The 12286-nt window shown below is 56.9% G+C and carries 12 protein-coding genes; 8 read left to right on the forward strand and 4 right to left on the reverse strand.

What is annotated here, in order from left to right:
• Together JN12_RS07080 and JN12_RS07085 are read left to right on the forward strand one after the other, a co-directional pair.
• Positions 1 to 309: acyl-CoA dehydrogenase family protein (locus JN12_RS07080; protein ID WP_281287719.1), on the forward strand; the 309-nt coding region annotated here is incomplete at its 5' end.
• An 86-nt stretch (positions 310 to 395) separates the two neighbouring features.
• Positions 396 to 2066: a class I adenylate-forming enzyme family protein gene (locus JN12_RS07085; RefSeq protein WP_145020333.1), complete on the forward strand. Its 1671-nt coding sequence runs from the start codon at positions 396 to 398 to the stop codon at positions 2064 to 2066.
• A 111-nt stretch (positions 2067 to 2177) separates the two neighbouring features.
• Here the strand turns inward: JN12_RS07085 and JN12_RS07090 are convergent, their stop codons facing one another.
• The 3 genes from JN12_RS07090 to JN12_RS07100 all read right to left on the reverse strand — a co-directional run bounded on the left by JN12_RS07090 (position 2178) and on the right by JN12_RS07100 (position 4948).
• The gene (locus JN12_RS07090; protein WP_145020336.1) at positions 2178 to 3623 is read right to left on the reverse strand and encodes a sigma-54-dependent transcriptional regulator; all 1446 of its coding nucleotides are present in this window, start codon (positions 3621 to 3623) and stop codon (positions 2178 to 2180) included.
• 108 nt (positions 3624 to 3731) lie between these two features.
• The gene (locus JN12_RS07095; protein WP_145020339.1) at positions 3732 to 3995 is read right to left on the reverse strand and encodes a hypothetical protein; all 264 of its coding nucleotides are present in this window, start codon (positions 3993 to 3995) and stop codon (positions 3732 to 3734) included.
• A 14-nt stretch (positions 3996 to 4009) separates the two neighbouring features.
• A complete protein-coding gene (locus JN12_RS07100; RefSeq protein WP_145020342.1) occupies positions 4010 to 4948 on the reverse strand; it encodes a class 1 fructose-bisphosphatase in 939 nt (312 codons plus the stop codon).
• A gap of 169 nt (positions 4949 to 5117) precedes the next feature.
• On the opposite strand from JN12_RS07100, the gene JN12_RS07105 reads away from it, so the two are divergent.
• The 4 genes from JN12_RS07105 to JN12_RS07120 all read left to right on the forward strand — a co-directional run bounded on the left by JN12_RS07105 (position 5118) and on the right by JN12_RS07120 (position 8030).
• The gene (locus tag JN12_RS07105; protein ID WP_145020345.1) at positions 5118 to 5537 is read left to right on the forward strand and encodes a QcrA and Rieske domain-containing protein; all 420 of its coding nucleotides are present in this window, start codon (positions 5118 to 5120) and stop codon (positions 5535 to 5537) included.
• Between the two features lie 24 nt (positions 5538 to 5561).
• Complete coding sequence (locus tag JN12_RS07110) at positions 5562 to 6665, forward strand: cytochrome b (protein WP_145020349.1); 1104 nt, start codon at positions 5562 to 5564, stop codon at positions 6663 to 6665.
• A complete protein-coding gene (locus JN12_RS07115; RefSeq protein ID WP_145020353.1) occupies positions 6662 to 7477 on the forward strand; it encodes a multiheme c-type cytochrome in 816 nt (271 codons plus the stop codon). The genes JN12_RS07110 and JN12_RS07115 overlap by 4 nt, the downstream gene beginning before the upstream one ends.
• A 199-nt stretch (positions 7478 to 7676) precedes the next feature.
• Positions 7677 to 8030 (forward strand): hypothetical protein, encoded by a 354-nt coding sequence (locus tag JN12_RS07120; RefSeq protein WP_145020357.1) that lies wholly within the window; start codon positions 7677 to 7679, stop codon positions 8028 to 8030.
• On the opposite strand, the gene rlmD is transcribed toward JN12_RS07120, so the two are convergent.
• On the reverse strand, positions 8027 to 9436 hold the full coding sequence (gene rlmD / locus JN12_RS07125) for a 23S rRNA (uracil(1939)-C(5))-methyltransferase RlmD (RefSeq protein ID WP_145020360.1): 1410 nt from the start codon (positions 9434 to 9436) through the stop codon (positions 8027 to 8029). The genes JN12_RS07120 and rlmD overlap by 4 nt on opposite strands.
• Positions 9437 to 9723: 287 nt before the next feature.
• Between rlmD and gdhA the strand changes: the two genes are divergently transcribed.
• On the forward strand, positions 9724 to 11073 hold the full coding sequence (gdhA, locus tag JN12_RS07130) for an NADP-specific glutamate dehydrogenase (protein WP_145020363.1): 1350 nt from the start codon (positions 9724 to 9726) through the stop codon (positions 11071 to 11073).
• Between the two features lie 108 nt (positions 11074 to 11181).
• Entirely contained in the window at positions 11182 to 12255 is a 1074-nt protein-coding gene (gene ispG / locus JN12_RS07135; protein WP_145020366.1) for a flavodoxin-dependent (E)-4-hydroxy-3-methylbut-2-enyl-diphosphate synthase, read from the forward strand.
• The last annotated feature ends 31 nt before the right edge of the window (positions 12256 to 12286 follow it).

Genomic DNA, 12286 nt, shown 5'->3' on the forward strand with positions numbered 1-12286 from the left:
CCGATCCAGTTCATGATCGCCGACATGGCCACGGCAGTTGAGGCGTCGCGGCTGTTGACCAGAAAGGCGGCGGAACTGGTAGACGAACACGACAAAAAGGCGACCGTGTACGGCGGGATGGCCAAGACCCTGGCGAGCGACACGGCCATGCAGGTAACGACCGACGCGGTTCAGGTGCTGGGCGGGTCGGGGTACATGCGAGAGAACAGCGTGGAGCGGATGATGCGGGACGCCAAGCTGACGCAGATCTACACCGGGACCAACCAGATCACCCGCATGGTCACAGGGCGCGCTCTGCTGTTTCAGTAACGGGGAGAAAAGGGCAGGAGTTACATAGTCAATGGAGCCAGAGGTAAGTACCACGCAGTCCACAATCACGACAAAGGAGTAACGACATGTCAGAGAGCCGGCAATTTACGTACGATATTTCAATGTTCCAGGACACGTTTGAAAACGACTTTACCTATCTGAATGGCTTTCTGCGTAACACCCACCGATATGCGGACAGGACAGCCCTGACCTGTTATCTGCGGGAAAGAAAATGGACCTACCGGGAGCTTAATGAAGAGTGTAACCGCCTTGCCCATGCCCTCAAGAATGACGGCGTCGTTAAGACCGATGTTGTGATGTACCAGTTGTACAATTGCGCGGAATGGGTGTTTGTGTATCTGGCACCACAAAAACTGGGCGCCATACACTGCCCGATCAACTTCCGCCTGTCCTATGGTGAGACGGCCAGCATTATTGACGACAGTAAGCCAAAGGTCTTTTTTTACGACGCGGCAGATGCAGCCACGGCGGAACAGGCGCTGAACAGTGCTATGCATAAACCGAAAACGGTTGTCATGGTCAACACGTTCGGCACGTCGAAGCCATTCGCCGGCGCCGTGTCCTATGACGAGTACGTCCGAAACCAGCCGGTCACGGAACCGGGCATCCACCGTCCCACCCATATCTACGACGAGGTGACGCGTCTCTATACCTCCGGCACGACGGGGCGGCCCAAGGGGGTTCCGCTGAACAATATCAACGAAATCTTCAGCGCCCATGATGTCATCATGCACTTTCCGCTCTCTCCGCAGGACAAGACGATGAACATGACACCATGGTTCCACCGGGGAGGGCTGTACGCCGGTGGGCCGAATCCGACTCTCTATGTGGGCGGCGAGCTGGTTCCGCTACGTCATTTCGATGCGGCAACGGTCATGAACCTTGCCGAACAGCATGGCATTACCTTCCTCGTCGGGGCGCCGGTAACACTGGCGGCTCTTTGTGACGAGCAACTCAAGAAACAGCGCGACCTCAGCCGTTTGAAGGGGATCGTGACTATGGGAGCCCCTCTGGAACGTGCGGCATGCATCAAGTTCCAGGAAGTGCTTACCCCGAACATATTCAACGGTTATGGCAGTACCGAAGCGTTCTGGAATACGTTCCTTCGTCCGTACGACCTTCCCGACATGGCAGGGGCTGCGGGTCGCTCGTGCACCGATGACGACATGGCGGTAGTAAAGGTGTATCCGGACCGGTTGGCCGAGCCTGACGACTATGTGGAAAAAAACAACGAAGAAGTCGGCGAGGTTGTCGTACGAGCTGCCAGTAAATGTTCGTTTACCTACGTCAACAGACCCGATGATGCAAAGGCCAAATATTACAAAGGATGGCTCTACATTGGCGACCTGTGTACCTGGAACAAGGACGAATATTTGACCGTGGTCGGCAGAAAAGACGACATGTTCATATCGGGTGGCGAAAACATACACCCGGTTCAGGTTGAAGCTGTCCTGAACGAGCATCCCGTGGTGACCAACAGCCTGGTGATCGGCATGCCGGACCCGAAGTGGGGACAGGTGGTGGTTGCCTACGTCGTGAAATCCGGCGACTCGCTCACGGCAAAAGAGCTGGACGAATTCTGTGTACAGCATCCGATGCTGGCCAACTACAAGCGCCCCCGATACTACAGCTTCGTAGACAAGCTGCCCATGACGGCGACAGGAAAATTGCTGCACTACAAGGCCAGATTACAGGTACAGGAAGACTTGAAGGCCGGGTTGTTTGAAAAAGTGTGATAGTTGACTGTAATTATTACGGAAATTCGATGATAATGCTCCAGTGGGAAAGGCCTTTCAGGACAACTTCCTGAAAGGCCTTTCCCATTTCATCTCTGTGCCGGGTGGTTGCTAACTGCCGATATGATATTTCTCCAGCCGGTCGCGCAACGTATTGCGGCTGATGCCGAGGAGTTTGGCTGCCAGCACCTGGTTGTTGTTGGCCTTGGACATGGACATTTGAATCAGTGCCTTTTCCAGCCCCATGTTGACATTGTCATAGATGGACCCTTTGTTTTTCTGACAAAGACCATCAAAGATCGGCTCCAGCATGCAGGTGAATACCTGGTAGTAGTCGTCGCCGGCGGCATCCAGGTCGATCTCCTTGAAGCCTGCCCTGGCTTCCAGGAACGACTCGAAGTCGTCGGGTATCAGGAGATCGCCTTTGCATAGGACAACGGCGGAATTGATGACATTCTTCAGTTCGCGGATGTTTCCCTCCCAGGCATGGGTCGAAAGATTCTCCATTGCCTTGGGCGCGATCCCTTTGATCTGCTTGCTGTATTTACGCGAGAACCGCCGGATGAAGAGTTCAGTGAGTAGCGGAATGTCCTCGCTCCGATCGCGCAGTGGGGGGAGAAAGAAGGTGACCACCCTGAGCCGGTAGAAGAGATCGAGTCGGAAGGTCTTTTCCTTTACCGCCTGGAGGAGTGAACGGTTGGTGGCGGCAACGATCCTGACATCCACCTTGATGGTTTCGTTTCCGCCGACCCGTTCGAATTCCTGGTTTTCCAGGACCCGCAAGAGCTTTCCCTGGCTGGCCGGACTCATCTCACCTATCTCGTCGAGAAAGATGGTGCCGCCGTTACACTGTTCAAATTTGCCGATCCGCCGGGCATGGGCGTCGGTGAAGGACCCCTTTTCATGGCCGAAGAGTTCGCTTTCCAGGAGGTTCTCCGGCAGAGCGGCGCAGTTCACGGCGAGAAACGGCCGGTTCTTGCGCCTGGAGTTGTCGTAGATGGCCCTGGCCAGCAGTTCCTTGCCGGTCCCGCTCTCTCCCTGGATCAGGACCGTGGCGTCGGAGTCGGCGATCTTCCCGACCATTTTCCAGATCTCGATCATCTCCGGCGAGGAGCCGATCATGATGTCTTCATCCAGGTGCTCATCGGTCAGAAGCTCGCGGTCCCTGGTGAAGCGTACCTTCCTGTTGAGCAGGTTGCACTCGAGCGCCTTCTGGACGTTGTTTTTCAGTTTTTTCAGGTCCAGTGGCTTGGTCATGTAATCGTAGGCGCCGCGCTTCATCGCCTCGATGGCATTCTGGGTGGTCTTCTGGCCGGAGGTAATGATGATGGCCAGGGCCGAATCGACCTTTTTCGCTTCCAGGAGAAGGTCCAGGCCGGATTTCCGCGGCATGTTGATGTCGAATATCGCCACATTGGGCCGGTCCGAAACTATCCGCTGTAGAGCCGTCGTGCTGTCAGTCTCGATAGTGACGTCCATCTCTTCGCCGGCAAAAGAATTCTGGAGCATTTTCAGAATATCGAGGTCGTCGTCGACGATCAGCAGTTTAGGTTTCACGGATGGACTCCTGGTGACATTTTTCTCATGAATATCGACATGGGAAGCGGTAACTTTAGGCTGCAACGGATAAAAAAAATAACCGCCGGTAGCGGTTATTTTGAGATGTTATTCCTCGTCTTCCTCGCCGTACTCGTCAACGCCGTAGGCTTCGTCGTAGCCGAGATCATCGGCTCCTTCCACATCATCCAGTTCTTCGGCAAGGAACTGGTCGGGGCTTCTCTCCTCCTCATCGGCTATCGCCTCGAAGCGGGCAATGAGATCCCCTTTGGTGCAGTAACGACCATCCTTGTGACCACAGACATCCAGTTCGCAGAGATCGAAAAGCTGGATTTCACTGCAGAGCCTTTGTTGATTCTTTTTTTCCGTCATGACACCCTCTCAGGTTAGCCTTTCAGGAATTCAACTGCCTTGGCAACGTCTTCACTGCAACCGATGTAGATTGGTTCGCGCTGATCGAGGCTTTCCGGTTTGATGTCCAGAATCGACATGGTACCGTTGCTTGCCGCCCCGCCGGCGTTTTCCACGAGGTACGCCATGGTGTTCAGTTCGAACAGGAGCCGGAGTTTTCCTTTCGGAGCGTCCTTGAGGGCAGGGTAAAAGAAGATCCCTTTCCCTTTCAGGAGAATCTGGTTGATGTCCGGCACAAAGCCACCGGAGTAGCGAAGCTTGCTCCCCTTGGCTTCCAGATAGTTGACGAATTTTTCGTTTCCGGGCGTATATTTGTTGCGGAGACCACCGGGCGAATAGATGTCTCCGCTCGGTTTCATGGTGATGTTCTCCCGACTAAGGGTGAATTCCATGAGTTGGTTCATGGTGAATTCGTGGACACCGTTGCCGACCGAGTATACGAGCGAGACCCGCGGTCCGTAGAGGAGGTACATTGCCGCAACCTGCTTGCGGCCTTCCTGGAGGAGGTCGCAGCCGGCATAGATGGATACGATGGTGCCTACCGCCAGGTTCACATCCACCAGGGAGGAGCCGTCCAACGGGTCATAGGCGACTGAATAGAGTCCTTCGGCGCTTCCCTGTGCCTGGTAGATTTCGTCCATTTCTTCTGAGGCGATGTTGCAGACAACACCCGAATGGATCAGCCGTTTGCGTAAGATCCTATCGGACAGGACATCCAGCGCCAGCTGCTCCTCGCCGTACAGGTTGGAGGTACCCGCCACACCGAGATCGCCGGTGCGGACGGCATTTATCACGTACTTGCTGGCTTCGGCGATTTCGCAGATAAGATGTATCAGGTTGTCGCTGATATTTTGTTCGCGCAGGTGCCGGCGAAGGTCAATCTGGAATTTTGTCTTGCCTGCTTCTTTGTACATGTAGTGAAGCCTCCCAGGATCGGTATGGACGACATTAAAGTCGCGTAAGAGTAGCGAAAATGCCTGGGCAAGGCAAGCAAAAAGTACCATCAAGCCCCACCATTCTTGACTTTGTTCCCATTCATGATAAGCATGTGAAGATATTGGTCCCGGAGAATGGAGTGGGCTTATGGAATCGAATACCAGACGAACTTTTCTGCAGGGTTTCCTGGCACTGTTGACCGCCTTGGGCGCCAGTGGTGTGCTCTACCCGTTGGTCCGCTACCTTGCTCCCCGCTCTTCGGCGAACAACGGGAACCTGGTGCAAATCCCGCTGGACCGGCTCGCCGAGGGGGATGCCAAGTTTTTCGACTACGCCGGCAGGGCCGCTGTCCTGGTGAAGCTTTCGGGGGGGGCGGTGGTTGTTCGCTCGGCAGTCTGCACCCACCTGGGCTGTATCGTTCAATGGCAGAAGGAAAAGGGACAGTTTCTCTGCCCGTGCCATGCAGGTCTTTACGGGGTGGACGGCCGGGTGTTGAGTGGCCCGCCGCCAAAACCGCTCGAAGCCATACCGTTTACCATCGCGGATGGTGTGGCACGGGTGGGGTGACGGTATCTGCCGGAGGGATGATTTATGATGCTTTTGAAGCGTCTGTACAGGTGGCTTGATGTCCGGATCGGGATCGGTGAGGTCATTGAGCGCGAGTTGACCGGGTACCTGCTGCCCCGCAATATCAACTGCTGGTATTCGCTGGGGAGCGTCCTGTTGACCATTTTCGCGCTCCAGGTCGTGACCGGCATCCTGCTTTTGGTCTACTATGTGCCGTCGGCCGACAAGGCCTTTACCAGTGTTACTGCCATCATGAACGAGGTGCCCTTTGGCTGGCTGATCCGGATGGCACATGCGGTCGGCTCAAACCTGATGGTCGTCGTGCTGCTCTTCCATCTCCTGTCCGTGCTGTTCATGGGGAGTTACAAGCGGCCGCGGGAACTCAACTGGCTTTCCGGGTTCCTGCTCTTCAACCTGGTGTTGGGAATTTCCCTGACCGGGTACCTTCTCCCCTGGAGCCAGCTCTCGTTCTGGGCCACCACTGTCGCCACCAGCAGCATCGGTGCTATTCCGGTCATTGGCGGTTTTCTGATGGAGTTCGTCAGGGGGGGGGCGCTGGTCGGCCCGCCGACCCTTGGCCGCTTTTTCGTGCTCCATGTGGCGGTCATTCCTCTGGGCATTGGTGCCCTGGTTGGTGCCCACCTCTTTTTTCTGAAGCGGACCGGCGTTTCAACGCCCCCATTCGGAATCCCCGATACCACCAACTCGTGGCAGGGTGAGAGGTATCGGCATGAAGGCCACCCCGGAGGGATTCCATTTTTCCCCAACTACGTGCTGGCTGATGCAACCGCAACAGCCATCTACCTGGCCCTTTTCCTGGCGATCGTCTTCTTCAATCCGTACCTTTTTTTCCCGGCCGACGCCTTTGTGCCGGCCAACCCGCTCTTGACGCCGGCCCACATCAAACCGGAATGGTATTTCCTGCCCAACTATCAGACCCTGAAACTGTTTCCCAGCGAGTTCCTGGGGTTGGCCGTGCAGGGAGCGGCCATGACGTTTCTGGCCCTGCTTCCCTTTATCGACCGGGGCAGGGAGCGGCACCCACTGAAGCGACCGCTCTTTCTCTGTGGAGCGGTCGGTGGCATAATCGCGTATCTGGGGCTAATGATCTGGGGGCATTACTCATGATCTGTCGTATATTGTCGAGAGGCTTTTCTGCCATTGCCTTCGCCGGTATCGCCTTGATGCTGGTTGTTCAGTCCGCTGTCGCTGCCGAACCGGTAAACAAGCCCGTTTGCCTTTCCTGCCACGCCAGCCAGCAAGGGAAGGGCGGGCGACCGGTTGTGGCCTGGCAGAACAGCATTCATGCCCAGAATGGCATCTCCTGCAACCATTGTCACGGTGGGGACCCCAGCGACAGTGTCAATGCCATGAGCCCAGAACGCGGATTTCTCGGGGCACCCAAGGAAGCGGCAGTACCGGCTTTCTGCGGCCGATGCCATGTGGGCATCCGCGATGACTATCTGAACAGTGCCCATGGCCGGGCCCTGGGAAGGGGAGGGCCGACCTGCGTTACCTGTCACGGCAGCCATGATGTTCGGAAAGTTACCCTGGATCTGATCAATGAAAAGCGGTGCAGCAGTTGTCACCCGTACGCCCGGGCCGGGGCCATCAAGGAGGCAATGGCGACAAACGAAAGTCGGATCGTCCAGATGGAACGCGATCTGGCCCGCCTGCGGCAAAAGGGGGTCGACACCGCTGAACAGGAAAAGAAATTGTTCGCGCTGAAAAATCGCTATCACCGCCTGTTTCATAATGTGGATGTCAATCGGGTTGTTGGTGAAGAGGCTGCCATCGGCAAAGAGCTGGATGCGCAGCGCACCTTCCTGACTGACCGTCAAAACGAACAACATCAGCGTAAGGTATGGGGCGCCTTGGTAGTCGGATTGCTCCTCCTTGTTGCACTTGCCTGCCACTTGCTGAAGAAAACCTATGAGTGAGACGTGGTTCCTGCACAGTGTTGCGGAGTAGGGGGGTGTCTGTGCCTGCCCATGACATAGGCATTGCCGCCATGCTTCACGATATCGGAACAGAAGGAGGTTGGACCGCATCTGCTGCCCGACCACTGAAGCATGAATCACAGCTTGTTGCAGGCGCCACCTAACTACGCTAAAATTGTGCTAGAAAGGGGGTGTTAGTATGACAGGCTACGAACTGACCAAGGCTATCAGTGAGCTGAGAGACAGCGACCACTCCTTCATCAAATTCTGGCGCAAAGAAGAGGACTTCCTTGATTTCGATCTGCTGGACCGTTTTCTGGGCAACCTGAGGGACGATCAGGTGATTGACGGCTTCGAGCTGCTGAGCAGCGACGCGATGTGGGATCAGGTGCGGCGGGTGGCCGGCGAGGTCGTGACCCGCACCGTGAGGGACGGGAAAGATATCCTGCTGTGGACCGACGTGCAAGGTACGGTCACCAAGGAGCTTCCCTTCAATGAGGAGTCGTTGATCGCCATCTTCGATGCGGAGACTGACGACAGCTATGTCGACTAGGCTGGCGAGCGTTCCCGTTGCAGTAGCGCAACGTTCTCCACATGCCCGGTTTGGGGGAACATATCCACGGGCTGGACTTCCAGCGGCCGGTAGCCGTTTCTGGCGAGCCAGGCCAGGTCACGGGCCAGGGTGGCGGGTGAGCAGGACACGTAGATCACCCGTAAAGGCTTGAGTCTGGCCACTTCATTCAATACCTGTTCTTCGCACCCTTTGCGGGGCGGGTTCAGAATGAGCAAATCTATGTGTACGCCTTCTTCGCGGAGATCGGCCAGCAGTTCTCCCACGTCGCCAGCCTCAAAACTGCAATTGCGTATGCCATTCAGGCGGGCGTTCTCCCTGGCGTCCGCCACTGCTGCATCAACCACTTCCAAACCGAGCACTGACCCGGCTTCTTTGGCAACGGTCAGGGCTATGCCACCTATCCCGCAATAACAGTCAACCACGTTTTCCCTGCCGGTCAGTGCCCCCCATGATCGCACCTGCTGGTAGATCAGACTGGCACCGCCGCTGTTTACCTGGAAAAATGAACGTGGCGAGAGGTGGTAGCGTCTGCTGTCCAGCGTGGTGGTAAGGGTCTTGTCACCTGCAACCAGATGGCTCTGGTGCCCGAAGATGACGTTACCCGCAGATGCGTTCACATTTTGCCATATCGATCTGACCTCGGGTACGGCCTGCTGGACAAAGCGTCCCAGGTGGTGGATCTCGTTGAAATTCCTTTGCGAGGTAACAAATACCACCATGGCCCGCTCTTCCGCTTCTGCCACCCTGACCACCAGGTAGCGCAGCAGCCCCATCTCGCTCGCCGGGTTGTAGACCTGGACCTTCCCTTTGCTGATCCCTTCCTTGACGGCAGCGACAATACGGTTGATGAGCGGGTGATGCAGCGGGCAATCGGCCAGGTCGAGGACGTCGTGACTGTTCCGGCGGTAGATGCCAATGACGGGATTCGCGGCCTTGCCGCCCACGACCAGTTTGGCCGAGTTTCGATAAGCAAGTTGAGACGGCGAGGGGAGTATGTCCCGGATCACCACCTGGGCCAGCTCTCCATGCCGCCTGAGTTGATTGGCAACGAGCTTCTGTTTCCAGGCCAGTTGTGCCGGATACGCCTGGTGAAGTAATGAGCAGGCGTCGCATGCCGGCCAATGTTTGCACGGTATCTGGTTGATCCGGTCGGGCGAAGGGGCAAGAATCTTGGTGGCATGGCCAGTCACTGTCCGCATGCCGGCATGGTCGATGCGCGCCAGGAGACGTTCACCCGGCAACCCGCCCAATATCCTGATGCGCCGGTCTCCACACGCCCCAATGCCATATCCTTCATCGTCAAGAGAGGATAGCGCTATCTCGACGACCTCTCCTTTGCGTACTTCCGGTTTTTGCTGGGTATTCCCGCGCGGTTTAGCTTTCATGCCCTAAACCTTCGTGCATGATGCTGGAAAAGTCAATCGAATCTTGTTGAGTAAGGTGGTTACATTATGTGCAGTGGGCGTTGTATGTTATGTACTCAGCCATGTCTTTGCCAATTTGGTGAGCAGTTGCAACCCACTGAAAGTCTTGTTTTGATTATTATGTAGGCAGTATTGTGGCGAATGGTGCACGTTTTGCAGGCATATGGCCTTCCAAGTGGGCAGTTGTCGCTTGGCTGGTTATTTAATGAGCAGGCAAGGGCTACAATTTTAGACAGGAGGAGTATATCGTGACACCACTCATGGACGAAAAGATCGAGGCAATCTATCAGGAAGTGCTCCGTCGCAATCCGGGCGAGGTGGAGTTTCATCAGGCCGTAAGGGAAGTAATCGAGTCTCTCGGGATGGTGCTGGTAAAGCATCCTGAATACGCGGACCGGAAGATCATTCAGCGGATCTGTGAGCCGGAGCGCCAGATAATCTTCCGGGTGCCCTGGCAGGCCGACAATGGTGAAGTGCATATCAACCGGGGATTCAGGGTTGAGTTCAACAGCGCCCTTGGGCCTTACAAAGGGGGGCTGCGTTTTCACCCCTCGGTATATCTGGGGATCATCAAGTTCCTCGGTTTCGAGCAGATCTTCAAGAACTCCCTCACCGGCATGCCGATCGGCGGCGGCAAGGGCGGGTCAGACTTCGATCCGAAAGGCAAGTCCGACGACGAGATCATGCGTTTCTGCCAGAGCTTCATGACCGAGCTCTACCGTCACCTGGGCGAGTACACCGACGTGCCGGCCGGGGATATCGGGGTCGGCGGCCGCGAGATCGGCTACATGTTCGGTCAGTACAAGCGGATTACCAATCGTTACGAGGCCGGTGTCCTTACCGGGAAAGGGCTGCACTATGGCGGTTCGCTGGTACGGACCGAGGCGACCGGTTACGGCGCCACCTTCTTCGTGCACGAAATGCTCAAGGCCCGCAAAGATTCCTTTGCCGGCAAGACCTGTCTGGTATCCGGCTCCGGGAACGTGGCGATCTATACCATCGAAAAGATCCACCAACTGGGCGGCAAGTGCGTGGCCTGCTCCGACTCCAACGGGGTGATCTATCACGAAAAAGGGCTCGACCTGGAGTTGATCAAGCAGTTGAAAGAGGTCGAGCGGCGGCGGATTCAGGATTACGCGCAATTCCACAAGGATGCCAAGTACATTCCCAATGGCAACATCTGGGAGATCCCCTGCCAGGTTGCCATGCCTTCCGCCACCCAGAACGAGATCAACGGCAAGGATGCCGCTACCCTGGTGAAGAACGGCTGCATCGCGGTTGGCGAAGGTGCCAACATGCCGACGACACCGGAAGGGGTCAAGGTGTTCCTCGACGCCAAGCTTGCCTACGGCCCGGGCAAGGCTGCCAATGCCGGTGGTGTGGCCACGTCGGCCCTGGAAATGCAGCAGAACGCCAGCCGGGATGCCTGGTCCTTCGAGTTTACCGAGAAAAAACTGGAAGAGATCATGGTCGGTATCCACAAGAACTGCTTCGAGACTGCCGAAGAGTATGGCGCCCCCGGCAACTACGTGCTCGGGGCCAACATCGCCGGCTTTATCAAGGTGGCGGATGCCATGGTGGCCATGGGACTCGTCTGATCGCCGGTTTCACCGTATATCACTGAACAAAATAGCCCGGTTTTGTCCGGGCTGTTTTGTTTCCATAACCTTGACTTTGCCCTGCCAATCCGGCTACTATGCGCGCTTATGAAAAAGACAACCCGTCAAATCAGGATCGGTTCGGTGCCCGTCGGCGGCGGGGCACCCTGTTCGGTGCAGTCCATGTGCAACACCGACACCCGTGACGTTAGCGCCACCCTGGCACAGATCCAACGACTGGCCGCTGCCGGTTGCGAGATCGTCCGCTGCGCCGTACCGGATCAGTCGGCAGCCGAGGCCCTGGCTGCCGTCAAGGGGGCCAGCCCCATTCCGGTCATTGCCGACATCCACTTCGATTACAAGCTGGCCCTGACCGTGCTCAAGGGGGGAATCGATGGGCTCCGTCTCAACCCCGGCAACATCGGCGAGCGCTGGAAGGTGGAAGAGGTGGTCAACGCGGCCCGGGAACGGTTGGTGCCGATCCGGATCGGCGTCAATGCCGGTTCGCTGGAAAAGGAACTCCTGGAGCGGTACGGCCACCCGACGGCCGAGGCCATGGCGGAGTCGGCCATGGGGCACATCCGTATCCTTGAGGAGTTGGGGTATGACCAGATCAAGATCTCTCTCAAGGCCTCCGATGTCGTCAAGACCGTGGAGGCGTACCGGCTTCTTGCCGCCAGGGTCGATTATCCCCTCCATATCGGCATCACCGAGGCGGGAACGATCTTTTCCGGCACCATCAAGTCCTCCGTCGGTCTCGGCATCCTCCTGGCCGACGGGATCGGTGATACCCTGCGGGTGTCCCTGACCGGCGACCCCGAAGACGAGGTGCGGGTCGGATACGAGATCCTGAAGGCCCTGGGGCTTCGGCAACGGGGGATCAACTTTGTCTCCTGCCCCACCTGCGGACGATGCCAGATCGATCTGATCCGGGTTGCGCAAGAGGTCGAGAAGCGGCTGCAGAACCTGGAGGACACGTTCACCGTTGCGGTCATGGGGTGTGTGGTGAACGGCCCCGGCGAGGCCAGGGAGGCGGATTTCGGCATTGCCGGCGGTCGCGGCGAGGGGCTGTTGTTCCGCCACGGCGAGATCGTCCGCAAGGTGCCCGAGGCCGAGATGGCCGATGCCCTGGTTGAAGAGGTACTCAAGGCCGCAAAGGCAGTCGGTGGTTCCGAGCCCTGAGCCCCGTACCCCTAGCCAATAAAATATAGAG

Source organism: Geobacter argillaceus (assembly GCF_007830735.1).
GTDB classification, from domain to species: domain Bacteria; phylum Desulfobacterota; class Desulfuromonadia; order Geobacterales; family DSM-12255; genus Geomobilibacter; species Geomobilibacter argillaceus.

What these genes read in the sequence shown, in the direction of transcription:
- JN12_RS07120 (WP_145020357.1), top strand. Translation starts at nt 7,677, where the DNA reads ATGACAGGCTACGAACTGACCAAGGCTATCAGTGAGCTGAGAGACAGC.
- JN12_RS07115 (WP_145020353.1), top strand. Translation starts at nt 6,662, where the DNA reads ATGATCTGTCGTATATTGTCGAGAGGCTTTTCTGCCATTGCCTTCGCC.
- JN12_RS07095 (WP_145020339.1), bottom strand. Translation starts at nt 3,995, where the DNA reads ATGACGGAAAAAAAGAATCAACAAAGGCTCTGCAGTGAAATCCAGCTT.
- JN12_RS07085 (WP_145020333.1), top strand. Translation starts at nt 396, where the DNA reads ATGTCAGAGAGCCGGCAATTTACGTACGATATTTCAATGTTCCAGGAC.
- JN12_RS07100 (WP_145020342.1), bottom strand. Translation starts at nt 4,948, where the DNA reads ATGTACAAAGAAGCAGGCAAGACAAAATTCCAGATTGACCTTCGCCGG.
- JN12_RS07105 (WP_145020345.1), top strand. Translation starts at nt 5,118, where the DNA reads ATGGAATCGAATACCAGACGAACTTTTCTGCAGGGTTTCCTGGCACTG.
- JN12_RS07110 (WP_145020349.1), top strand. Translation starts at nt 5,562, where the DNA reads ATGATGCTTTTGAAGCGTCTGTACAGGTGGCTTGATGTCCGGATCGGG.
- ispG (WP_145020366.1), top strand. Translation starts at nt 11,182, where the DNA reads ATGAAAAAGACAACCCGTCAAATCAGGATCGGTTCGGTGCCCGTCGGC.
- rlmD (WP_145020360.1), bottom strand. Translation starts at nt 9,436, where the DNA reads ATGAAAGCTAAACCGCGCGGGAATACCCAGCAAAAACCGGAAGTACGC.